General features: G+C 58.3%; 22 protein-coding genes. 8 read left to right on the top strand and 14 right to left on the bottom strand.

The features are described 5' to 3' along the window. Window position 1: 1 nt before the first annotated feature. Window positions 2-799, bottom strand: a complete 798-nt coding sequence (locus QRN85_RS08235; RefSeq protein WP_284757408.1) for an IclR family transcriptional regulator — start codon at window positions 797-799, stop codon at window positions 2-4. 122 nt (window positions 800-921) lie between these two features. Between QRN85_RS08235 and QRN85_RS08230 the strand changes: the two genes are divergently transcribed. The 4 genes from QRN85_RS08230 to QRN85_RS08215 are packed head-to-tail and all read left to right on the top strand — an operon-like array spanning window position 922 to window position 4139. Beyond that, window positions 922-1692: an SDR family NAD(P)-dependent oxidoreductase gene (locus tag QRN85_RS08230; protein ID WP_284757405.1), complete on the top strand. Its 771-nt coding sequence runs from the start codon at window positions 922-924 to the stop codon at window positions 1690-1692. After that, a complete protein-coding gene (locus tag QRN85_RS08225) occupies window positions 1692-2609 on the top strand; it encodes a 2-dehydro-3-deoxygalactonokinase (protein WP_284757402.1) in 918 nt (305 codons plus the stop codon). Before QRN85_RS08230 ends, QRN85_RS08225 begins: the two co-directional genes overlap by 1 nt. A 10-nt stretch (window positions 2610-2619) precedes the next feature. After that, a complete protein-coding gene (locus QRN85_RS08220; protein WP_122069845.1) occupies window positions 2620-3249 on the top strand; it encodes a 2-dehydro-3-deoxy-6-phosphogalactonate aldolase in 630 nt (209 codons plus the stop codon). A 2-nt stretch (window positions 3250-3251) separates the two neighbouring features. Next, entirely contained in the window at window positions 3252-4139 is an 888-nt protein-coding gene (locus QRN85_RS08215; RefSeq protein ID WP_284757397.1) for an SMP-30/gluconolactonase/LRE family protein, read from the top strand. 40 nt (window positions 4140-4179) lie between these two features. Here the strand turns inward: QRN85_RS08215 and QRN85_RS08210 are convergent, their stop codons facing one another. Together QRN85_RS08210 and QRN85_RS08205 are read right to left on the bottom strand one after the other, a co-directional pair. Beyond that, a complete protein-coding gene (locus QRN85_RS08210; protein ID WP_062587203.1) occupies window positions 4180-5541 on the bottom strand; it encodes a putative bifunctional diguanylate cyclase/phosphodiesterase in 1362 nt (453 codons plus the stop codon). A gap of 128 nt (window positions 5542-5669) precedes the next feature. Next, window positions 5670-7328: a response regulator gene (locus tag QRN85_RS08205; protein WP_113099942.1), complete on the bottom strand. Its 1659-nt coding sequence runs from the start codon at window positions 7326-7328 to the stop codon at window positions 5670-5672. A gap of 336 nt (window positions 7329-7664) precedes the next feature. Between QRN85_RS08205 and mutL the strand changes: the two genes are divergently transcribed. The 3 genes from mutL to QRN85_RS08190 all read left to right on the top strand — a co-directional run bounded on the left by mutL (window position 7665) and on the right by QRN85_RS08190 (window position 10426). After that, on the top strand, window positions 7665-9482 hold the full coding sequence (mutL, locus tag QRN85_RS08200) for a DNA mismatch repair endonuclease MutL (RefSeq protein ID WP_284757394.1): 1818 nt from the start codon (window positions 7665-7667) through the stop codon (window positions 9480-9482). Window positions 9483-9558: 76 nt separating this feature from the next. Further along, window positions 9559-9795, top strand: coding sequence for a DUF2093 domain-containing protein (locus QRN85_RS08195; RefSeq protein WP_284757392.1), 237 nt, complete (start codon window positions 9559-9561; stop codon window positions 9793-9795). 133 nt (window positions 9796-9928) lie between these two features. Next, a complete protein-coding gene (locus tag QRN85_RS08190; protein WP_062586622.1) occupies window positions 9929-10426 on the top strand; it encodes a YciE/YciF ferroxidase family protein in 498 nt (165 codons plus the stop codon). An 85-nt stretch (window positions 10427-10511) separates the two neighbouring features. Here the strand turns inward: QRN85_RS08190 and QRN85_RS08185 are convergent, their stop codons facing one another. The 10 genes from QRN85_RS08185 to QRN85_RS08140 all read right to left on the bottom strand — a co-directional run bounded on the left by QRN85_RS08185 (window position 10512) and on the right by QRN85_RS08140 (window position 20556). Next, window positions 10512-10856 carry a hypothetical protein gene (locus tag QRN85_RS08185; protein ID WP_062586621.1) on the bottom strand — a complete coding sequence of 115 codons (345 nt, stop codon included), beginning with the start codon at window positions 10854-10856 and terminating at the stop codon, window positions 10512-10514. Between the two features lie 110 nt (window positions 10857-10966). Further along, window positions 10967-11998 carry a tetraacyldisaccharide 4'-kinase gene (gene lpxK / locus QRN85_RS08180; protein ID WP_284757389.1) on the bottom strand — a complete coding sequence of 344 codons (1032 nt, stop codon included), beginning with the start codon at window positions 11996-11998 and terminating at the stop codon, window positions 10967-10969. Window positions 11999-12083: 85 nt separating this feature from the next. After that, window positions 12084-12809, bottom strand: a complete 726-nt coding sequence (locus QRN85_RS08175) for an HAD family hydrolase (protein WP_502870759.1) — start codon at window positions 12807-12809, stop codon at window positions 12084-12086. A gap of 17 nt (window positions 12810-12826) precedes the next feature. After that, window positions 12827-14143 (bottom strand): lipid IV(A) 3-deoxy-D-manno-octulosonic acid transferase, encoded by a 1317-nt coding sequence (gene waaA, locus QRN85_RS08170; protein WP_113093947.1) that lies wholly within the window; start codon window positions 14141-14143, stop codon window positions 12827-12829. A gap of 310 nt (window positions 14144-14453) precedes the next feature. Beyond that, the gene (locus QRN85_RS08165) at window positions 14454-14690 is read right to left on the bottom strand and encodes a DUF4170 domain-containing protein (RefSeq protein ID WP_062586617.1); all 237 of its coding nucleotides are present in this window, start codon (window positions 14688-14690) and stop codon (window positions 14454-14456) included. A gap of 66 nt (window positions 14691-14756) precedes the next feature. Further along, complete coding sequence (locus QRN85_RS08160) at window positions 14757-15560, bottom strand: 3'(2'),5'-bisphosphate nucleotidase CysQ (RefSeq protein ID WP_284757388.1); 804 nt, start codon at window positions 15558-15560, stop codon at window positions 14757-14759. A 96-nt stretch (window positions 15561-15656) separates the two neighbouring features. Then, window positions 15657-17003 (bottom strand): TldD/PmbA family protein, encoded by a 1347-nt coding sequence (locus tag QRN85_RS08155; protein ID WP_112964141.1) that lies wholly within the window; start codon window positions 17001-17003, stop codon window positions 15657-15659. A gap of 91 nt (window positions 17004-17094) precedes the next feature. Next, window positions 17095-17946, bottom strand: coding sequence for a patatin-like phospholipase family protein (locus QRN85_RS08150; RefSeq protein ID WP_284758803.1), 852 nt, complete (start codon window positions 17944-17946; stop codon window positions 17095-17097). A 170-nt stretch (window positions 17947-18116) separates the two neighbouring features. Then, the gene (gene rsmD / locus QRN85_RS08145; RefSeq protein WP_113169681.1) at window positions 18117-18674 is read right to left on the bottom strand and encodes a 16S rRNA (guanine(966)-N(2))-methyltransferase RsmD; all 558 of its coding nucleotides are present in this window, start codon (window positions 18672-18674) and stop codon (window positions 18117-18119) included. Continuing rightward, window positions 18655-20556: a pseudouridine synthase gene (locus tag QRN85_RS08140; RefSeq protein ID WP_284757387.1), complete on the bottom strand. Its 1902-nt coding sequence runs from the start codon at window positions 20554-20556 to the stop codon at window positions 18655-18657. Before QRN85_RS08140 ends, rsmD begins: the two co-directional genes overlap by 20 nt. A gap of 72 nt (window positions 20557-20628) precedes the next feature. Here QRN85_RS08140 and QRN85_RS08135 point away from each other — a divergent pair, with 72 nt between their 5' ends. Then, window positions 20629-21084: a nucleoside deaminase gene (locus QRN85_RS08135; protein ID WP_112964029.1), complete on the top strand. Its 456-nt coding sequence runs from the start codon at window positions 20629-20631 to the stop codon at window positions 21082-21084. A 200-nt stretch (window positions 21085-21284) separates the two neighbouring features. Here QRN85_RS08135 and QRN85_RS08130 read toward each other — a convergent pair whose 3' ends face one another. After that, window positions 21285-21911 (bottom strand): hypothetical protein, encoded by a 627-nt coding sequence (locus QRN85_RS08130; RefSeq protein ID WP_502870775.1) that lies wholly within the window; start codon window positions 21909-21911, stop codon window positions 21285-21287. Window positions 21912-21915 lie beyond the last annotated feature (4 nt).

The raw sequence follows: 21915 nt of genomic DNA, 5'->3' as shown, positions 1-21915 counted from the left end.
TTCACTCATGATTTGGAGATGTCCTTACGAGTATATCCGAAGAAATATTGGCCGCTGCTTCACAAATAATTCCAGCCCAACCCTCAAGTCGCTCGCGACTAAGCCTATAGGTTGGGCCCGTTACTGAAATAGCTGCGCTATACGACCTTCCGGTTGCAACTATTGGTACTGCAATGCATTGTATTCCTGTCTCGTGTTCCTCAAGATCAAAACCAAAACCCCTCTTTTTGATTGTTTCGACTTCCTGTTTTAGCTCGGACGCAGAAACTATGGTGTGCGGGGTGTAGCTATGAAATTCCATGGCCGAAACGGTTGTATTCAGAACTGCTTCCGGTAGCAGTGAGAGGGCCGCTTTTCCCACGCCAGTGCAATAGGCTGGCGACACGCGGCCGATCTGTGAATGCATTCTTACAGAGTGTTTTCCGTCTATCTTGTCTAGGTAAATGATCTGCGTGCCTCGCAAAACGCCCAGATGAACGGATTCCCCTGTCTGTTCCTGCAGCCTGCGCAGGTGCGGCGCAGCTATGGAGCGCAGATCGTTACCATTCCAGGCCTGGGATGCGAATGTCAGCAGTCGCAGTCCTGCTACGTAGGTCTGCTCGTCAGTGTGGTCGAGCAGCCCCTCTTCTACAAGGTGCATCAGCTGCCGGTGCAATGTCCCTCTCGGCTGCCCGGACCGCTCCAGTATATCGGTGAAACGAAGAGGCCTTGCCGAGGCGGTCACGATTTCCAGAACGTGAATAAGCTTACCAAGCGTACCCGTGCCGCTCATCTGCGTTCTTTCGCCATGATATGGCATGATGTTTCCTCGATCAACCAACCAGCCATGCTTGACATTGCAAGAGCGGAAAGTGCACTATTCCATTTAATGAAACATAGTTCCAAATAATGGAACAGGCAATCCTCAATCTGGAGAGCGGGATGGCGCAGGTGACGAGGCACGACCCTGAGTTTGCGGATCAAGGCGTCTTGATCACCGGCGGCGCCACCGGCATCGGCGCCTCACTGGTCCGCGCCTTTTCCAAAAGCGGCGCGAAAGTCGCCTTTATCGATGTCAACATCCATGCGGGAGAGGCGCTTGCCGGATCCTTGAGCGGCGACGCCCGTCATCCGGTCACCTTCGTCCATGGCGATCTGCGCGTAGCCGATCAGCTTTCGAGCGCCGTTGATGCTGCGGCACAGGCTACGGACGGGATCAAGGTCCTGGTCAACAATGCCGCCTGGGATGACCGGCATGATATTGACGAGGTGACCAGTGAATACTGGGACGCCAACCATGCGGTCAATCTGAAGCCAGTCTTTTTCGTCACTCAGGCCGCCCTGCCCTATCTGCGTCAGGCCCAAGCCGCCTCGGTCATCAATTTCTCCTCCATCTCCTATCTTCTCAATATGGGCGAACTGCCCGCCTATGCTGCAGCGAAAGCCGGCATCATCGGGCTTACGAAAAGTCTGGCCGGGCGGCTGGGTCCGGAGAACATCCGCGTCAACGCGATTTTGCCCGGCATGATCGTCACCGAGAGGCAGCGGGACCTCTGGCTGACGGACGAGTCCATTTCCCAGGGCGTGTCGCGCCAATGCCTGAAACGTGCGCTGTCGGCCGAAGATCTTGTCGGCCCCTGCATGTTTCTTGCCTCATCCGCATCTGCCGCCATGACGGCGCAAACAATCATCATCGATGGAGGTCTTTTGTAATGTCCGATGCCGCATTTGTTGCTGTGGACTGGGGTACAACCAGTTTCCGGCTTTGGCTGATGAGCGCGTCCGGGGAAATCCTCGGCGAACGCAGAAGCGGCGAAGGCATGACGACCGCCATGCAGACGGGTTTTGCAAAGGTGTTGTCTTCCCATCTGGCGGCACTCTCTGCGCCTGCCGGTCTGCCCGTGATTATCTGCGGCATGGCTGGTGCTCGTCAGGGCTGGGTGGAGGCTGGCTATGTGGATGTCCCGGCTGATCTTTCGGAAGTCTTGAAGGGTGCCGTGCGCGTCGAGGGCCAAACGGATGACATCCGTATTCTGCCCGGACTGGCGCAACGTTCGAACGATGCGCCAGATGTGATGCGTGGCGAGGAAACACAATTGCTCGGGGCCTTGTCCGAACACCACAAGACCGGCGAGCAGCTCGTCTGCATGCCGGGAACCCATTCCAAATGGGTCAGCGTCAACGCGCTCAAGGTCACCGGATTTTCAACCTTCATGACCGGGGAATTGTTCGACGTCATCTCAAAGCATTCCATCCTGTCCCACGCCCTTGCAGACGCAAGCCCATTTACCGGCGATCTTCCAGCGTTTCGTTCTGCGGTGGCCGATAGCTATGCGCATCCGTATATGGCGACCAACCGGCTGTTTACCGTTCGGTCCGGGCAATTGTTGCATGGCCTCACACCCACCGACGCAAAGGCAAGACTTTCGGGCACCATGATCGGGCTGGAGATTGCCGGAGCGCACTCCACTGCACCCAGGAGCGCCAAGGTGGTGCTGATCGCATCCGGCGCGCTTGGTGCCCTTTACAGCGCCGCTTTTGAGGCGCTTTCCATGGATTTCGTTACCATTGATGCCGATGAAGCCGTTCGCAACGGGCTTGTCGCCGCCGCAAACGCCATATGGCACTGAGGAGTTTAAGATGCGTATCCCCTTTCCACCCATGAAATATCCGTTGGTCGCCATTCTGCGCGGTATAAAGCCGGAAGAAGCAGAAGGCATTGTCAGTGTGCTTCTCGAAAGCGGCTTGCGCGCCATCGAAATACCGCTCAATTCACCGGACGCCTTTCGCTCCATCGAAATCGCTGCGAAGCTGGCACCGTCGGATGCCCTGATCGGCGCGGGCACGGTGTTGACAATCGATGATGTCGCAAGGCTTGATGCGGTGGGCGGCAAGCTCATGGTCAGCCCCAATGTGGATGTCGAGGTGATCACGGCTGCACGCGAAAAAGGCATGGTTACCATGCCCGGCGTTCTGACACCGACGGAGGCGCTGCTGGCGCTGAAAGCGGGAGCAACCGGCCTCAAGTTCTTCCCCGCCAGCGTAATCGGTCCGTCGGGTATCAACGCCATCAGAACGATTCTGCCGAAGGATACGCTGGTTGCCGCAGTCGGCGGCGTGTCGGACAAGAATTTCAGCGACTACACCAGCGCAGGCATCACAGCCTTTGGCCTTGGCACGAGCCTGTACAAGCCAGGCATGACGGCCTCAGATGTCCACGAACGCGCGCTGATGACCGTCAAGGCCTATGAAACAGCGATTGGAGCATAGGGATGGCCACCATACACGACTTCAAAGGCAGCGTGCTGGATGCCACGCAGATGCATCTTGGTGAAGGACCGGCGTTCGATCCAATCACGGGCAAGCTTTGCTGGCTGAACATTCTCGGCAAGGAACTTCACGAACTCGATCTTTCGAGCGGCCAGAAAGCTGTTCACGCCCTGCCTTTCATGGCAAGCGTCGTCGCTCGCATCGATGAGAAGCGTCAATTGCTCGCGTCCGAAGATGGACTCTTCCTCCGTGACCGGGCAACAGGCGAACTTTCCTTTCATGCGGATTTCGAGCCGGGCAAGCCTGGCAATCGCTCCAATGACGGCCGCGTTCATCCCTGCGGTGCATTGTGGATCGGCACCATGGGCAAGAAGGCCGAAGATGGAGCAGGCGGCATCTATCACGTCGCCCGGGGCGTGGTGACGACGCTGGTCGAGAACATCAGCATTTCCAACTCCATCTGCTTCTCTCCCGATGGAGCGACGGGGTATTATGTGGATACCAAGGTCAACAGATTGATGGCCGTTCCACTCGATCCGGCAACCGGGTTGCCGGTTGGACAAGCCAAGATACTGGTGGATCAGGCTGGTGAGGACGGTGGCATCGATGGCTCCGTATGCGATGCGGATGGCCATATCTGGAATGCGCGCTGGGGAATGGGTGCCGTTGATCGCTACTCCGCCGATGGAAAGCATCTCGATCGATATCTTGTGCCAGCGGAACAATCCACGTGTCCGGTCTTTTTCGGCAGCGGCCTCAACCGCCTTGGCCTCACCTCAGCCTGCGAAGGTCTGGACGAGGCCACCATCAAGGCCAATCCGATGTTTGGCGCGACCTTCGACCTTGGCATAGAGGTCAAAGGCATGGCCGATGGCGCTTACATCGCCTGATCCCTGACCCGGGAAAGGCGCCCTTTGGCTCTTTCCCGGGTCAGCTGAAATCCAGACCGGATGTCGGCAGATCGCGGTAGTTTTCCTGAAGATATCGCTGGGTGGCGGCGGCATCTACCGGGCGTCCGTAGAAATAACCCTGCCCCATGGCACAGCCGAGACTGCGCAGCTTGTCGGCCTCGGACTTGTTTTCGATCCCTTCTGCTACGACCTCCAGATCGAGACCATCACACATGGCCACGATTGCCTTGATGATATGTTCGGACGGGCGGTCGGTGCTGATCCGCGATACGAACGCCCGATCGATCTTCACCTTGTCGAACGAGAAATCTCTCAAGCGGCCGAGACTTGACTGGCCTGTGCCGAAGTCATCCAGCGAGATTTTGACGCCCGCCTGCTGAAGCTCGCGGATGATGCGCTGGGCCGTGTCTGCCGATGTCATGACCGCGGTTTCGGTGATCTCAAGCTCCAGCCTTCTGGGATCGAGCCCCACGCGCCGCAAGATGGACAGGATGTTGCCAGCCGTCGTCGGGTCCATCAATTGCGCGGACGAGAGGTTGAAAGACAAGAACAGCTCTCGCGGCCATGAAAGCGCGGCTTCCGCCGCCTTGCGCAACAGCGTTTCGGAGAGAGCGTCGATAAAACCGCGCTCTTCCGCCAGCGGCACGAAAACGGCGGGCGAGACGAAGCCGAGATCGGGATCGTTCCAGCGCGCGAGAGCCTCGAAGCCGATCACCGTTGCACTGTGCAACCGCACGATAGGCTGAAAATGCACATCCACCGCATCGGTGATGATGGCATTGCGCAGAGCCTGCTCGAGCTGCGTGGCACGTTTCATCTCCTGCGCAATCTCACGCGAATAGACAGTAATCTGCCCGCGACCGCGACGCTTGGAACGATAAAGCGCAGTTTCCGCACTTTTCAGCAGATCCTCGAATTCCTCGCCCGCGAAGGGATAAATGGCAAAGCCAAAGGATGACGATAGCCGAACGTTGCGGTCGCCCAGATCATAGGGAGCGGACAGAACATCCTTGATCATGTTGCCGACGCGCTCGGCACCCAGCCGTTCGAACACCAGCGGCAGCACGAAAGCAAATTCATCGCCATCATGACGCGTAACGACAGCGCCATCAGGCACACAGGCTTTGAGACGATGCGCAACCTGACACAGGATTTCGTCGCCCGCTTCGGCGCCAAAAAGATCATTGATGGGTTTGAAACCGTCTATATTCGCCACGCCGATGGTAAACGGCGCCGGATCAGTCGCACGTTCTGCGGCAAGCATTCTGATCTTGTCGCGAAGCCTGTACCGGTTGCCCAACCCTGTCAAAGGGTCGCTATACGCCATGGCCTGCAACTCGTGCTGGCTCACTTGTGGCGCATTTGGCTCGGGCGGTTTCATGCGCATGTCCTAGTCAACAAACTGAAGTCAGTGTTGATCAATAATGTTTGATTCTTGCGAAAACACTATCGCGGAACTCTGCGAAATTGCCACCGATTTTCCGGGCCCGATTTCTATATTTTCCCGGCTCAACCATGGTTGAACTGGTTTTTCTGAGGCATGTATCGTTTCAGTAATGCTTCTATCATGTCGGGGCTGATCGGTTTCAACAGCATATCGTCCATTCCCGCATCCAAGCAGGCCTGTCGGTCACCCTCAAAAGCAAGAGCAACAACACCAATAACGGGGACGCGGTCCTGTTGATGCGATATCTTGCGCAGCCTGCGGGTCGCTTCAAAGCCATCGAAATCCGGCAGTGTCGTATCCATCAGCACGAAAGACGGTTTTTCCTGCTCGTAAAGCCGCAGGGCCTCAGCACCCGTAGCCGCGATCTTGTAGGTCAATCCCATGCTTTCGAGTATTTGTGAAAAGACAATCTGGTTTATCGTGTTGTCTTCCACGACCAGAACTTCAGTCGCTCGTTTAGGGGGCGCTTTCTCCGTGCCGGTGGAGATGTCCACGCCTTCCCCTGCCCGTTCGGCGATCGCATTCTGGGCGATGAGACGGAAGTGACGCGTAACCTGACTGATGATCATGCCTTCAAGCTGAAAATCATCGACCGTCATGACGTCGACGCCGTAGACTGGCGGCAGATCAAGGCAGGCGACGTCCAATTGTATGTCCACGACCACGAGATCGATCCGCACATTGGCGGAGGCGGCATACTCCATGAAGGCTTTCTGCTCTCGGTATCCCGATGCAACTGCGCAATCGATACCCATGGCGCTCATCTTCTTCGACGCCTGTTCGCCAAGCTTTGCATTGGGCGTAACGATCAAAATGCTGCGACCCTGCAAAATTCGGGAAGCCTGATGGTGCTCGTCGTCCATGTAGGACGTCTGAACGAATGACATGTGCTCCAGCCCGGAAATGACCTGTTTTCCGTCCGCTCCGGTGGTGGCGAAGGCAGATACATCATCCATGGTCGTAACGAGAAAATATCGGCCCGGTTTACCGACCCTCTGCTTTCTCGTGATGACGAGAATTTCCTCTCCCGTAAGGCGCGTTAAACGCTCCGGCAGAATAGCTGGTCTGCCGGTGTCCAGCACATGGCGGTCCATGGCATCGATCCGCGAGGCAACAGGATCGGAATGAATGTCGGCAACCGTGCGCCCGAGGATAAGGTCTGCCGATGTTTCCAGCAGGGCGCAGCCAGCCTTGTTGACACCGACATAGGTCGCGTTGCGGTCCTTGACGAAAATCGAAAGCGGCAGCGTGTCCAGTATCTCTTCGGTCAGTTGCACCCGTTCAATATCGGAACGCCACTGGTCCTCGCGTTTCTTCTGTTCGGAAATGTCGGAAATGACGCAGATGCCCATGCCTGACGGCAATCGTCGTTGGGTGAAGCGCAGCCAACGGTCGCCAAGTCCGCGCTCGGTAAATTCCGACCGCTCTTTCCAGTGTGAGGCGAGACGTTCAGCAATCCAGTCTTCACGATCTGCCAATCGCGGCTGCACGGCATCGCCATCCGGCCTGCGGCAATCGTAGACAGCGCCAATGAAATCGCGAAGGCGCGTTCCGGTGGCTATGTCCGCTTCATTGAGGGGCAGAAGACTGAGCACTCGCCGGTTGGCGAAGGCAATGTGATCATCGCGATCATAGCCGATGAGGGCAACCGACATGGCATCGCAAAAGGCTTCGAGCATGGCAGTATACATATCTGCGCAGGTCGACGCCCCACCATTCATTGCACTTCCTCACATGCCTGTCTCAAAGCGAATTACACTCACAAAATCGGCCTCTGGCCGGGGGAAAATGGCTGAAGATAAAGGGCATGTTGTGTGAAACCTGAAGCAGACTGGCACGTCCTGGCAACGCCCTCTGCTTTTCGTCACAAATCATCCTGCTGCGGTGGGCGCCGGGATGATGCTGCATTCATTGCGAGCTGGTTGCACACTAAAATTATTAGCTTAAGACGCACTTAACGCTGTGCCCAAGAAATATTTGGCGGGACAACCCCGCATTTTTCGCCATTTGGATGGATTTTGCTTTCGCAAACCTCTCGAATCCTCGAAAATGGCGTCATGTCCATCAAACAGCTTTCCGAAACCCTTATCAATCAGATTGCCGCCGGGGAAGTCATTGAACGCCCATCCAGTGCTGCAAAGGAATTGATTGAAAATGCGATCGATGCGGGCGCTACCCGGATCGAAATCGCCACCGCTGGCGGCGGCAAGGGTCTCGTGAGAATTTCGGACAATGGCTGCGGCATTTCTGCTTCCGATCTTGAACTGGCAATCCGCAGACATTGCACATCCAAGATTTCCCTGAACCTGGACGATATACGGACGCTGGGTTTTCGCGGCGAAGCCCTGCCCTCCATCGGCTCGGTCGCCAAACTGACGATCACCAGCCGTCAGAAGGATGCGGCCGAAGGCGCCGTAATCTCGGTTGCTGGCGGCAAGGTGTCGCCTGTCCGGCCCGCTCCCTCCAACAGGGGAACGACGGTAGAGGTGCGCGATCTGTTTTTTGCCACACCGGCGCGCCTCAAATTCCTGAAATCGGAAAAGGCCGAAGCGGGCGCGATCACGGAAATAGTCAAACGCATGGCCATCGCCTTCCCGCATATCCGCTTCGTCCTGTCGGGAACGGACCGGTCGACGCTGGAATTCCCGGCAACGGGTGATGACCACCTTGCGCGCATGGCGCAAATTCTTGGCGCCGACTTCAAGGACAATGCCATCGAAATCGATGCCATCCGCGAGGACGTAACCCTGACGGGCTTTGCGGGCGTTCCCACATTCAACCGCGGGAATTCGGCGCATCAATACATGTTTGTGAATGGACGCCCGGTGCAGGACAAACTGCTTCTGTCCGCCATTCGCGGTGCCTATGCCGAAACAATTCCCCATGGCCGCTATCCCATAGCGGTGCTCTCTCTCACGCTCGATCCCGCTCTTGTGGATGTGAACGTCCATCCCGCCAAGTCCGACGTGCGGTTTCGCGATCCCGGCCTTATACGCGGGCTGATCGTTGGTGCCGTGCGGCAGGCTCTGACGCGCGAGGGAGACCGGGCGGCAACGACGGGTGCTGCGCAGATGATGAGCGCGTTTCGTCCCGGCTACAGCCCCTCTTCCGTTCGGTCTTTTTCATCGCAGGCATGGTCGCCAGCAACCTCGCCGTCGCGGCCCCTGTCCGTCGGCGGCGAGCTGGCGCTGCGCGAAACCGCGCAGGCACAATTTGCCGATATCACCATGCCGACGGCACGTGCCGAACAGGCTGGACCTTCCAATGATGGCATTCCCACCATGGATGCGGCGCGCTATCCTTTGGGCGCGGCAAGAGCACAGGTGCACGCCAACTACATTGTGGCGCAAACGGATGATGGCCTTGTCATCGTTGACCAACACGCAGCCCATGAACGGCTGGTCTTTGAGGAAATTCGCAAGGCGCTCCATTCCATGCGTCCTGCCTCTCAGGTTCTGCTCATTCCGGAGATTGTCGATTTGCCGGAGGAGGATTGCGATCGGTTGATGGAACATGCTGCTGGCTTCGACAGCATGGGCCTTGCCATTGAGCGTTTCGGCCCCGGAGCCATCGCCGTGCGCGAAACTCCCTCCATGCTGGGCGAGGTCAACGTTCAGGGTCTGGTGCGGCAACTGGCGGACGAAATTGCCGAATGGGACAGCGCCGCCAGTCTTGCCAACAAACTCGAATATGTCGCGGCCACCATGGCCTGCCACGGCTCGGTCAGGTCGGGCCGTCGCATGAGGCCAGAAGAAATGAATGCGCTTTTGCGGCAGATGGAAAACACACCCGGCTCAGGCCAGTGCAATCACGGCCGCCCCACCTATATCGAGCTCAAGCTTTCCGATATCGAAAGGCTGTTCGGCAGAAGTTAAGCCGATCCCACGCGCCACCGCTGGCATTTTCGCAAGGAAAAAGCTAGAAAACAGAGATCGTCAGGAGACAGGACAGATGAACAGATTTGAAGGCGGCGGCAGCCGTGAGGCGAAGATCGAATATCTCGATGGGGATATGCGCATCGTTCAAAACGGTTCACACGTCGTCTGCGCCATGACGGGCAAATTCATTCCGCTGGATGAGCTGCGTTACTGGAGCGTTATCAAGCAGGAGCCCTATGCCGACGCAGCAGCCTCTCTTGAGGCGGAGAAGCGAGCCGGTGCGCTTCCAAACCAGAAGAGAAGTGCCTGAACGGCATCGGCCTTACATTACGATCTGCTCAAGTAAATTGAACTTTGTGCGCAACCCGTCAGGAACTATCGCTGACGGGGCTGGTTAGATCAGCGTTGCAATGCAACGGCACAATTTTCAACAGGAGCTGACAATGGCCGAGAAGACACTCGACGATCTTTTTTACGATACGCTGAAGGACATCTATTACGCCGAACGTCAGGTGCTGAAAGCTTTGCCGAAAATGGCACGCGCAGCAACCGACCCAAAGCTGAAAGCTGCTTTCGAGAAGCACAAGGAAGAAACGCAGGGCCAGATCGAACGCCTGCAGGAAGTCTTTGAAATCATCGGCAAGCGCGCACAGGGCAAAACCTGTGAAGCAATCCAGGGTATCATCGCTGAAGGCGAAGAAATCATGGAAGACTACAAGGGCACCGCTGCACTCGACGCCGGCCTGATCTCGTCCGCGCAGGCTGTCGAGCATTACGAAATTACCCGTTACGGCACGCTGAAGGCCTGGGCAGAAAAGCTCGGCTATTCGAAGGCTGTTCCGTTGCTGGACGCTACGCTGACCGAAGAATCCACGACAGACGAATCGCTCAGCAAACTTGCGACGACATCGGTCAACGCTGCTGCTCAGAAAGCTGCGTGACATCTCTTTAGCAGAACCGGGCGATCCACCCGGTTCTGCATTACGGACATAAAAAAACCGGGCAATGCCCGGTTTTTTGCTGTTGTTATTGCGCCGGCTGCGCGGGTCGGGCTGGCTGCGAGGCCTGGCCTGGATTTGGATTGCTGTCGGTCCCACCTGTTGCTGGCTGTGTGCCAGACGGGGCGTTGTTGTCGAAAGCACCTGTGCCGCTTGGGCCGGGGTCTGCCGGTGCATTTGGTGTCGATGGGCCAGGCGCGGACTGTGTTTCTGTCGTCGCTGGCGCGGTACTCTCCCCCCAGGTCTCGGCAACAATCCAGACGGCGCCTGCCAATAGTAGGCTGATAACGAGAATGATCAGAACGGGACTTCCCCGGAAACCTTGGCGACTCTCGCGTGGGGTGAAAACTTTCTTTTCGGTACCCTGCGGCATGTGTTCCTCCTGAAGCAATGGAGAGCACTCCAAGTGCTCAACTCTTCAGGAAAAGCGCGCTGAGGTCGTATTGTTCCTTCGCCGCTGCCATATTCGGACCATGGGCCCTATTAAGGTTGCTGAAGCCTTCTGCGCCTGCAATTTTCCATGGCCGTGTCGATGATTGCCGCAGCCGCATTCGGGTCATCGAATTCCATATCTATCTCGATGACACGGCTGGCGCGGTGCAGAGCCGATGCCGGCCCATGACGCCCCTCAAGCCGCATCGCGTCCTTGGCTGTTGTGACCGGCAAGAGGTTGGCCTTGGCTGCCTCCTCCATCAGATCGGCAATCTCTTCGTCGCTGAACTGGTGATGATCCGGGAATGAGCGCCGGACCACGAGATCGGCGCCCAAAGACGAGACGGTACGATAGAACTTCTCGGGATCTGCAATGCCCGCATAGGCGAGGACAGGTTTGGCCTTGAGATCCGCCTGTGGCCGGGGACGTATGGATGAGACGTAAATCTGTTTACCCGCCCGTGCTGCTGTTCGAATGATCGCATCCGCCGCAGGTCCATCGCCGACCTTGAGAATTGCAGACAGTTGGCGCATCTGCTCGTCCAGCGGTGCCCGGACGGGTCCCCCAGGCACGAGATGCCCATTACCGATGCCTCTGCGGGTATCGATGACGACCAAGGCATAGTCCAGTGTCAGCCGCGCGCTTTGAAAGCCGTCGTCCATGATGATGAGGTCAACACCCTCTTCGACAAGGCGTTTTGCGCCTTCGACACGCCTGCGGGAAATGACCGTTATCGCCTCACGAGCGAGCAAAAGGGGCTCATCGCCAACATCGACAGACCGGTGATGCCCGACATCGACCCGTGTCGTCACGTCCAGTGTGCCGCCATAGCCACGGCTGAGGAAACCCGGCGTCAGCCCCATTGCGATGGCTGCGCGCGCAATTGCAATGGCAGTCGGGGTCTTGCCCGCACCGCCGACTGTGAAATTGCCGATACAGATGACCGGTACGGGCACGGATGCACGCTTTGCCCGTTTCATCGTCCGTCCGGCGACCTTGCCATACACGAAGGAAAAAGGAGCCAGTGCCCAGGCCTGCCAGCCGGATTTTTCCCACCAGAATGGCGGTGCTTCCGAAACCATCCGTCCACAAACTCCCGCTATTCCCTGTTTGTTAGCAGAAGCTATCTGCCAGAAAGGTAAGGATTTTGCAAAGAGGGGAAATAGTCTAGAGCGCAGCGCGGGGCGGAAGAAGACTTTCGAGACCTGTTATATCGTCAAAACAATAGTCACAGTCTGCCGCAAGACTTTGCCTTGTGCCCGTGCCGGTGAGCACCGCGATGCCCAGCCCCGCCTTGGCATTGCGCGCCATGTGCAGATCGTGGTTGTTGTCTCCGACAACGGCGATGCGATCCGGGGTAAGACCGATTGCCTCGCAAAATCCGTAAACCATCCCCGGCTGCGGCTTCGTGCCGTGGCCGCTATCGTAACCGGCGATGAAATCGACACTGTGTTCGATGCCGAAGCGTCGCGCGGTTTCGCGTATAGAAGCCTCATTGTCGCTGGAAGCGATGCCGAGCCTGTAGCCTCTCTGCTTCAGGCGGGAAAAAAGCCCCTGCAGATCCGTGACTGGCACCGATTTGGAAGCCGCATCGGTAAACAGCTTGTCGAGGCGTTGCGTTAGTTCACCCACGTCGCAGGGCGAACCGGCAGCTACCAGACCAGCGGCAATCTGGGCCGTATTGCCAGCGGCCAGCAGACTGTCGGCTATGACATGGCCGGTCACGGGGTCCATTCCACAGGCCAGAAGCAGGCGGTCGGCCAGTGCCGCGTCGCCACGGGCGGCAATTGCCGCAAGCTCACGGTTAACAGGACCCCAGCTCGCATCATAGCCGATCAGCGTTCCGTCCTTGTCGAACAGGATTGCCGCAATATCATCCGGCGATTTAACCAATCCGGCCGCGTCCATCGTCAACCAACAGCACTGCGCGGCTGAAGCTTGGCGGTTACCGTCAACGGATTGATGTAAGGCTCAAGCGCCTTGACGGTTGAGGACAACGCACCGCGCATGTCCTGTATGACCCTGCCGCCGGCATCGATCATCTTGTAACGTTCGTTATCGTTGACCAGCAGATAATGCACGGCCTTTGCCAGCATCTCGACATCCCGGATGATGCGACCGCCACCGGAACGCAGAAGCTTCTGGTAAGCTTCGCGGAAATTCTGAACATGCGCACCGGAAAGAACGGCGCAGCCCAGCATTGCAGGCTCCAGCGGGTTCTGACCACCTTCCGCCATCAGCGAGCGGCCCACGAAGGCAAGTTCGGTCAGCCGCAGGTAAAGACCCATTTCGCCGATCGTGTCACCAAGGAAAATGTCCGTCTGCGGCGTGATGACGTCGTTGCGGCTTCTGCGGGCAACAACCAGATCCATGCCCTTCAACATCGCCTCGATCTCATCGCACCGCTCAGGATGCCGGGGCACGATGATGGTGAGTTGACCGTTTCGAGACTTGATTGCAGTGTGAACCGTGCCCGCCGCCTTTTCCTCCCCTTCGAAGGTGGAGATAGCGGCCCAGGTCTTGCGTCCGCCAATCTGGCGGCGATAGTTTTCGAGCAATGCCATGTCGCAAGGCGGCGGATCGGTATCGCCCTTCAGGTTTCCTGACACGACAACCGGCCAGGAGCCCAGGTCGCGAAATCGTTCTGCGTCCACGTCGGACTGCGCCACAACCAGCGCCAACTTGCTGAAAAGCGCCTCTGCGACGTCTGAACGGCGGTGCCAGCGATCAAAGGAGCGATCCGAGAGCCGGGCATTGACGCGGATTTGCGGGATATGCCGCCGCTCAAGCTCCATCATCGTGATCGGCCATATCTCGGACTCAGCCGTGATCGCCGCATCCGGTGTCCAGTAGTTCAGAAAACGGTTCAGGCAAATCTTGATATCGAGCGGCACATATTGATGGATGACGTCTCCGCCGAGGCGCGTGCGGCTGAGTTCTGCCGATGTAACAGTGCCCGTGGTCAGAAGAACGTGTATGTCGCGCTTGCGGATTTCACGGATGAGGGGGACGAGCGCGAGCGTTTCGCCGACGCTTGCGGCATGAAACCAGACGAGCGGACCGCGCGGGCGCTCGGCGCTGGAATAGCCAAAGCGTTCAAGGCGGCGATGCTTGTCTTCCTTGCCTTTGGCAGAGCGATACATGAGATAGGGCCGCGCGAAGGGATAGGCCGCGACACCAGCAATTCTGTAACCCGAAAGGGCGAAACGCGCGATTCGGCTGTTCATGACACCCTGCCTTCGATCATTTCGCGCAATGCTTTCCCCTGTGATCCCTACAAGAGCACCGCGTCACGTCGAAACGCCACATCCGCATCGCTCTATGTTCTTGTTAAGACATCGCATCTTCTAATAACCGTGTGACGATCTTAGGTCGATGTCTGAGCCTACTTCATACAAAAATGCGTCTTTTTTGTTTCAGAACGGAAGAGAGCTCTCGAAAAGCCGAGTGGCACCCAGATGTTGTGCGTAACCTTACGGAAGCCGCACAACTTTTTGCCCCACTGGGTATAGTACAAACGAAGTAGGAAAGCAGCGATTATTTGCTATCTGGCTCAAGAAGACGGTGCATATGCACTATAAAGTAGCGCATGTGAGCGTTATCCACAGTCTGCTGGGCTTTTGACTTCCATGCCGTCAATGCGGTTGCGTAGTCCGGGAAGATACCGACGATATCCAGCGCCTTCAAATCGCGAAACTGCACGTCCTGGAGATTTTCAAGCTCGCCGCCGAATACGAGGTGCAGAAGCTGTTTCTGGTTGCCCGCTACAGTCATATTTCACTTCTTTCTAATTGTCTGTTGGCCCGAGAAGCCTTCATCTGCGGGATTTTGCTGTGAAAATCAACCTCTGTCAGACAAGTTCAACGGCTCCAGCAAATGTGGAAGCAACAGGTTGCCCGCCGCGCATAATTCCGGGTGGGAGACCTGCCGTCGATTGTATACCAGACGTTTGCCATCCAGCCCGACCAACATTCCTCCGGCACGCTCGAGAATGAGATCCGCCGCCGCGAGATCCCAATCATGGGAATGCGGTTTGACCAATGTCCCGTCAATCCGGCCATCTGCGACCATGGCAAGCCTGTAAGCAAGCGATGGCACATGTGCGATCCGATCAACCCGCGACTTCAGGCTTCCGGGAAGCTTTGCAATAACGTCTTCGGAGGCTGCCAGCCTGATCTTGTCGGCACGGCTGGACGAAACGGCCAGAGGCTTGCCGTTCTTCATGGCTGCCCCCGTTGGAAGCGCGGTAAATTCTTCGTCATAGGCCGGTGCAACAAGCGCTGCGGCGACGGGCTTGCCGTGATGGACCACCGCCACACTGACACACCACGTATCCTTGCCGGCAATGAAGGCGCGGGTGCCGTCGATCGGGTCCACCACGAACACCGTGTCCCGCGTCAGCCGGTCACTATCGTCATCGGTCTCTTCGGAAAGCCAGCCATAGTCCGGGCGCGGCGTGCGCAGCAACCGTTCCAGCAATTCATTGGCAGCGTAGTCTGCTGCACTCACGGGCGAATGGCCACTCTTCCACCAGACTTCCGGGTCCTTGCGGAAATAACCCAGCGCGACTTTTCCAGCCTGACGGGCAGCATCCACAATGAGTTCGAGATCGGAGTGCCAATCGGCAACATTCATATCTGTCATCTTCCGTTGGGAGGCGGCGCATAAGCATGAGCACATGCGGCCACCGTCAGACCATGCGCATGGCCTGTGTTCAAAGGCAACCGCCGGCCGGTCGTATCAGCGCCCGGCGATCGTCATGCCTTCAATGGCAAGTGTCGGCGCAGCCACACCATATTTGCGGTCGATGTCGTTTGCAGGCGTAACCCGCATGAACATGTCCTTCAAATTGGATGCGATGGTCACTTCCGAAACCGGGAAGGCCTTCTCGCCATTTTCAATCCAGAAACCGCTTGCGCCGCAGCTATACTCACCCGTCAGAAGATTGGCGCCATGGCCGATCAACTCCGTGACGTAGAAGCCGCTACCCACCTGAGCAATGAGGTCCTGTGGCGAGATATCGCCGGGCTCCAGCGCCAGATTGGTCGATGCGGGTGATACAGCCGTTCCGCCGCGCACGCCACGGCCATTGGTCGTAAGGCCAATCTCGCGGGCAGTCGATGTCGACAGGAACCAATGCTTGAGAACGCCGTCCTCGATCATGACAAGCTTTTCGCCGCGAATACCCTCACCATCGAAGGGCCGGGACGACGGGCCACGCACGATCTGCGGATCATCGGTAATCGAAAGGCCTTGTTTGAGAACCTGTTGGCCCATCTTGTCACGCAGGAAGCTGGTCTTACGGGCAACGGAAGCACCGTTGATGGCACCGGCAATGCTGCCAACGAAACCACGCGCGATGCGTGGGTCGAAGACGACGGTCACATTGCTGCCCGTGTCCACCTGACGCGGATTGATACGCTTGACGGCTCTTTCACCGGCGCGTCTGCCGATGTCTTCGGGATTGTCGAGATCCTTGAAATAGAGGCGGCTGTCATATTCGTAGTCGCGCTCCATCTTCGTGCCTTCTCCGGCGATAACGCTGACGGAGCGGCCGAAACGGCTTCCCATGTAGCTACCGGAAAAGCCGTGCGAGGTTACAAGCACGAGACCGCCCATGCCACTGGATGCCCCGGCACCCGAGGAGTTGCTGACACCCTTGACGCTGAGCGCAGCCTCTTCTGCGGCAAGAGCCGCTTCACGCAGTTCATCTGCCGAAACTTCGGTCGGATCGAACAATTGCAGATCATCATAGGAAGTCGCCAATCGATCCTTGTCCGCAAGGCAGGCAAAGGGGTCTTCAGGCGAGACCTTGGCCATGGCGACCGCGCGTTCCGCCAGTGTCTTGAGGTCGAAGCCGGGATTGGCCGAAACGCTGGCAACACGCCTGCCAACAAAGACGCGCAGCGAGAAATCATCGCTTTCGGACGATTCCGTGCTTTCGACCTTGCCGAGCCGGACGCCGACAGATTGCGAGCGGGAGCGAACGATGACGGCATCTGCCTCATCTGCACCGGCGCGGCGGGCCAGATCGACCAATTCGCTGGCGCGATCGAGAAGCTTTGAGGAATCAATGGCTGAGGACATGGGGCGAAGCCTTTCGTTGACCTTCATTTATTGCGACGCACACGCCGCATCAAGGCCAAAGGCGCATTTCACCCGTAATTGAGCGAAATGCCTACGGCTCGATACCATGGCCGCGATGGTAAAGCTCCACCTGCATTTCAATCTGCCGCTTGAGTTCGTCTTTCGTCACTTCGGATTCCGCAAGCACTTCATGTGCTTTCCTGAAATCCAGCACCTTGAAACGATTGACCGGGGGCCGCAGAAAGATATGCGGCGGGCGCATTCGCAGTTTCAGCGAAATGACCGACTGCATCATCAGCTGGCTTGCACCAAACAGGCTTTCAAAGCGGCTGGGCATCGTCGTCCCGTCACCTTCGGGCCCTCCCACCACATCCACTGCAATGACGATATCGGCGTCATCGAGCAGATGGTCATAGGGCACCGGATTGAAGATGCCGCCATCGATCATGATGCGATCGTTCATCCGAATGGGCATGAACAGGGCCGGAATGGCAGAAGATGCCGCCAGCGCCTGGCGCAGATCGCCACTTTCGACGATGACTTCGGATTGCGCGTAGTAGTCTGTCGCTGTGACTTTCAGCGGAATGCCCAGATCTTCAAACCTTTTGGGCAGGGCGGATGGCAAAAGCGCATCGAGCACCAGTTCAAGATTGAACTGACCCAGACGAAATCCGAAAGCTGCGTGGCGCATGGAGGCCGGGCCGAGGCTCCAGAGCCGGTTGGCAACGCTGCCCTTCTTGCCCATCAGCTCAAGTGTATATTCCCTGATGTCACGGCCACTCATGCCAGCGGCCATGCCCGCGCCGATGATGGAGCCGATCGAGGAGCCCGCTATTGCCGTGGGGCGAATGCCGAGCTCGTCGAGAGCCTCGACAATGTTGATGTGGCAGATGCCACGTGCGCCACCGCCACCAAGGGCGAGCGCAAAGGATGGGTCGCGGATTTCTCTTGTGGCTTCCTCGCGCTTACGCTTCTTGCCAGAGGCCTTTTTTTTCTTTCCAGCCAAAAGTGCGGCCTCTCCTACATGTCATATGCTTGACCCGCTCTATGAGACAAAGACGACAGGAGAGTGACGCGCGCCGAAAGACGCGCATCATCGAGGGCAAATAATCGTCAGGGCTCGTAGCGATAGAAATGCATCTTGGAGTCGCCGAAGGTGCGGCTTTCCAGCAATTTGAATGCGGGTTCGACGGTAAGCAGCACGTCTGCACGCTCTTCCAGAATGGCAAGCGCGCCGGGCACGAGCCAGCCGCCGTGATGGGCCGCCGCCAAGGCCTTTTCGCCCTGTCCCTGTCCATAGGGCGGATCGGCAAACAGCATATCGAAGGGCTCGATATTGTTGACGCTACCCAGTTTGGTCGCGTCACGACGCAGGATGCGCGCGCGGCCATGCAGGCCCAGAGCATCGATGTTTTCCCACAACAGCCCCCTGCCCTCGACGCCGTTTTCGACAAACAGCGCCACGCGACAGCCGCGCGACAGAGCCTCGAGCCCGACCGCGCCTGTGCCTGCGAAAACATCAAGAACGCGCGTCCCATCCAGGCTTTCGGGATAGGCGTGGCTCAATATGTTGAAGAGGCTTTCCCGTGTCCGGTCTATCGTGGGTCTGATTGTGTTGGATTTCGGAGCGGCCAGTGACCGGCCGCGAAACTCACCGCCTACGATCCGCATTACGCGTCATTCCTCTGCCTCCAGAAGGTTTACCACCTGGACCCTTGCCACCGCTACCGGGACCTTTGCCGCCGGGACCCTTGGAACCACCGGGCCCCTTGCCACCGAACCCGCCCTCAGACCGCTCTGCCCGCGGCTTGCCGAAGCTCGGCTTGCCACCAAAGCCACCTGGCTTGCCGCCAGAAGGGCGGCCTTCGCGAGGCTTGTCACCGAAGGGCTTTGCGCCGCGTGGCTTGTCGCCGAATGGACGCTCTGAACGCGGACGGTCACCATCCTCACGTGGCTTGCGATCACCGAAGGGCCGCTCGCTGCGCGCAGGGCGATCCCCGAAGGACCTCTCCGGGCGAGCCGGACGATCTCCAAATGAGCGTTCTCCAGCATCGCGAGGCTTGCGGTCGCCATAGGGCCGCTCACTACGTTCCCCGCCGCGGGAAGGACGGTCGCCAAAGGGCTTGTCGCCGCGTGGGCGTTCACCCCGGTTGCCTGCGTCGCGTGGCTTGCGGTCACCGAAGGATTTCTCGCCGCGCTCACCCCTGCCGCGACCACGGCTCTCGTCCTGCGCCGGCTTGTCGGCGCGAATCCATTCACCGTCGGAATCCCGGTGCCTGACAATTGCGCGGCGCGCATCCGCCTCTGCCGAAGGCTTCTTGAAGACGCTTTCTGCCTCGGCGCGCACGGACTTGCGCTCCTTGCCGTCACGCGTGGGACGCGCGCCTGGTGCCATCCACACATTGGCTGTGCGGTTGCTGCCCATGGGCGGGCGCTTTGGACGGTCGTCGTCACGATCCTCATCGCGACCCTTTGCGAAAGGCTTTCCGGGACGCTTTGCATCCGGTTTGCCCTGCGCACGGTCACGCGGGTTGTCGCGCTTTTCTGCAAAATTGCCGCCGCGCGGGTTCTGCTCGGCATCACCACGCTTTGTCCATTCGGATTTGACGGGACGCTGAACCGGGGCCTCGTCTTCCTCGACAACGGCATCATAGATCGGCGCATCAAAATTGGCACCGGCAGCCTCGATGAGGCGGGGGCCAAGCTGATCGCGCAGCATGCGGCCACGCACTTCCACCACCTGGCTCTCCGGCAGGTCACCCAGCTGGAACGGTCCGTAGGAGATGCGAATGAGGCGGTTCACTTCCAGACCCAGCGCACCAAGCACATTCTTGATCTCACGGTTCTTGCCTTCGCGAAGACCCATGGTGATCCAGACATTGTGGCCCTGCGTGCGGTCAAGCGTGGCGTCGATTGCGCCGTAGAGAACACCGTCTACCGCGATGCCCTCCTTGAGCTTGTCCAACGCGGCCTGATCGACCTCGCCATGGGCGCGCACGCGGTAACGGCGCAGCCAGCCAGTGGTCGGCAGTTCAAGAACGCGCGAGAGGCCGCCGTCATTGGTCAGCAGCAGCAGGCCTTCGGTGTTGATATCGAGACGACCGATGGAAAGAACGCGCGGAAGCTCCTTCGGAAGATTGTCGAAAACTGTCGGACGCCCTTCCGGGTCGGAATTGGTCGTCACCAGACCGGCTGGCTTGTGGTACAGCCACAGGCGCGTACGCTCCGCACCACGGATCGGCTGGCCATCAACCTCGATCTTGTCATCCAGGGTGGCATTGACGACAGGGCTGTCCAGCTTGACGCCGTTCAGCGACACGCGCCCTTCCATGATCATCCGTTCCACATCGCGGCGCGAAGCCACGCCTGCGCGCGCCATGATCTTGGAAATCCGCTCCGGCTTGCTCGGCGCCGTCTCGCTCACGACAGTCTCGGCCTTGGCTGTAAATGGCTTCTTGTCGCGCGCCGTATCCGGTGTCGCCGAAGGCTTCGGCTTCCTGTCACGGTCGAATGTTTTGCCGCCAGCGCGCTTCGGCTTGTCTTTGAATGTCATTTGTTGTTTGCCTGTTGTTTGCCGTGTCCTATCAGGTCGCGCGGCACTGGTTAAGAGGAAATTGCACGGACAATGGCGGAAACGACGCATTTCATGGACCTTGCGCTTGAAGAAGCGCAAAGAGCAGGCCAAAGGGACGAGGTCCCCATTGGTGCCGTGCTGGTACTGGATGGCCGCATTGTCGCCAGCGCCGGCAACCGCACACGCGAATTGAACGACGTCACAGCCCACGCCGAAATCCTTGCCATCCGCATGGCCTGCGAGGAACTGGGCAGAGAGCGACTGAGCGGCGCAGACCTTTATGTGACCCTTGAACCCTGCACCATGTGCGCCACGGCCATCTCCTTCGCCCGCATCAGGCGCCTCTATTATGGCGCCAACGACCCCAAGGGCGGTGCGGTGGAAAGCGGCGTGCGCTTTTTCAACCAGCCGACATGCCACCACGCTCCAGAGGTCTATTCAGGCATGGCAGAGGTGGAAAGTGCGCGGATTTTGCGCGGATTCTTTCAGGGCAAGCGTGGAGAGTGAAAGGCGCAAAATGCCCCTCTTTCGTCATACCGGGCTTGACCCGGTATCCAGCGGAGCCGCGTCTGGGGCGATAAAGAGTCTTTTGCGATCAAAAGACTTTATCGCACCGGACCCCGCATCAAGTGCGAGGTGACAGAGTTCGAAGCGACGTTTTGCAACGCCCCTACCCTCCAAAGGCGGAAGATGCGAACTCCTAATCCTTACTGGAAGGGGTTCCACCAGCTCTTGCCGGTGCCAGCCATGGCGGCGTTCTTCTTGCGCTCTTTTTCCTTCTTGGATTCCGGCGTACCGAGATCGGCCAGCTCTTCCTGCGGAACGCTGCGATATTCAAGCGGCGGGTCTGTCAGGAACTTGCGCTGATTGCTGTTGACGATGGAGCCGCCCTGCGCATCGGCCTTGGCCTTGCGGAATGCTTCCCACTTCTGGCTTTCGGTCATCTGGCCGTTTGTGCCGTTGCCGGCCAGCAGTGGCGAGCGATAATTCGGATTGTCACGGTTTGCGTCGGCTTCCTTGCGCAGACGCTCGCGCGCTTCTTCCGGCGTCTCAGGCCATTGCGGATTGGTTTCCCGGTTGGCAAGGCTCTGTTGCGGCTGCGTCAGCTGCTCGGCACGGGCCTGGGCAGGAACGACGAGACTGGGGCGCGGGTTATACTTCACGCTGCGCTTGTCCTGATTGCCGGTAATGGACGTGGCGTTGCCAAGGTCGTCAACCAGCTGTTCGGCGGACGACTTGCCCGTTCCGTAGGTCGGGCTGGTGCAGGCGCTCAGTGCAAGGCAAACAGATACCGCGCCAAGAACGGTGCCGTATATGCGAAAACTCTGCGTCATGCTC

The sequence above is a fragment of the Agrobacterium sp. fls2-241-TYG-188a genome, assembly GCF_030209845.1.
The sequence above is the reverse complement of the archived record's forward strand: the minus strand, read 5'-3'. Positions and strand labels throughout refer to the sequence as shown.

Coding starts and splice junctions, on each gene's coding strand:
- QRN85_RS08130 (WP_502870775.1), bottom strand. CDS start 21,911: ATGACGCAGAGTTTTCGCATATACGGCACCGTTCTTGGCGCGGTATCT.
- QRN85_RS08185 (WP_062586621.1), bottom strand. CDS start 10,856: ATGCCGCAGGGTACCGAAAAGAAAGTTTTCACCCCACGCGAGAGTCGC.
- mutL (WP_284757394.1), top strand. CDS start 7,665: ATGTCCATCAAACAGCTTTCCGAAACCCTTATCAATCAGATTGCCGCC.
- waaA (WP_113093947.1), bottom strand. CDS start 14,143: ATGAACAGCCGAATCGCGCGTTTCGCCCTTTCGGGTTACAGAATTGCT.
- QRN85_RS08210 (WP_062587203.1), bottom strand. CDS start 5,541: ATGAAACCGCCCGAGCCAAATGCGCCACAAGTGAGCCAGCACGAGTTG.
- QRN85_RS08155 (WP_112964141.1), bottom strand. CDS start 17,003: ATGTCCTCAGCCATTGATTCCTCAAAGCTTCTCGATCGCGCCAGCGAA.
- QRN85_RS08190 (WP_062586622.1), top strand. CDS start 9,929: ATGGCCGAGAAGACACTCGACGATCTTTTTTACGATACGCTGAAGGAC.
- QRN85_RS08235 (WP_284757408.1), bottom strand. CDS start 799: ATGCCATATCATGGCGAAAGAACGCAGATGAGCGGCACGGGTACGCTT.
- QRN85_RS08205 (WP_113099942.1), bottom strand. CDS start 7,328: ATGAATGGTGGGGCGTCGACCTGCGCAGATATGTATACTGCCATGCTC.
- lpxK (WP_284757389.1), bottom strand. CDS start 11,998: ATGGTTTCGGAAGCACCGCCATTCTGGTGGGAAAAATCCGGCTGGCAG.
- QRN85_RS08225 (WP_284757402.1), top strand. CDS start 1,692: ATGTCCGATGCCGCATTTGTTGCTGTGGACTGGGGTACAACCAGTTTC.
- QRN85_RS08140 (WP_284757387.1), bottom strand. CDS start 20,556: ATGACATTCAAAGACAAGCCGAAGCGCGCTGGCGGCAAAACATTCGAC.
- QRN85_RS08230 (WP_284757405.1), top strand. CDS start 922: ATGGCGCAGGTGACGAGGCACGACCCTGAGTTTGCGGATCAAGGCGTC.
- QRN85_RS08165 (WP_062586617.1), bottom strand. CDS start 14,690: ATGACTGTAGCGGGCAACCAGAAACAGCTTCTGCACCTCGTATTCGGC.
- QRN85_RS08220 (WP_122069845.1), top strand. CDS start 2,620: ATGCGTATCCCCTTTCCACCCATGAAATATCCGTTGGTCGCCATTCTG.
- QRN85_RS08160 (WP_284757388.1), bottom strand. CDS start 15,560: ATGACAGATATGAATGTTGCCGATTGGCACTCCGATCTCGAACTCATT.
- rsmD (WP_113169681.1), bottom strand. CDS start 18,674: ATGCGGATCGTAGGCGGTGAGTTTCGCGGCCGGTCACTGGCCGCTCCG.
- QRN85_RS08215 (WP_284757397.1), top strand. CDS start 3,252: ATGGCCACCATACACGACTTCAAAGGCAGCGTGCTGGATGCCACGCAG.
- QRN85_RS08195 (WP_284757392.1), top strand. CDS start 9,559: ATGAACAGATTTGAAGGCGGCGGCAGCCGTGAGGCGAAGATCGAATAT.
- QRN85_RS08135 (WP_112964029.1), top strand. CDS start 20,629: ATGGCGGAAACGACGCATTTCATGGACCTTGCGCTTGAAGAAGCGCAA.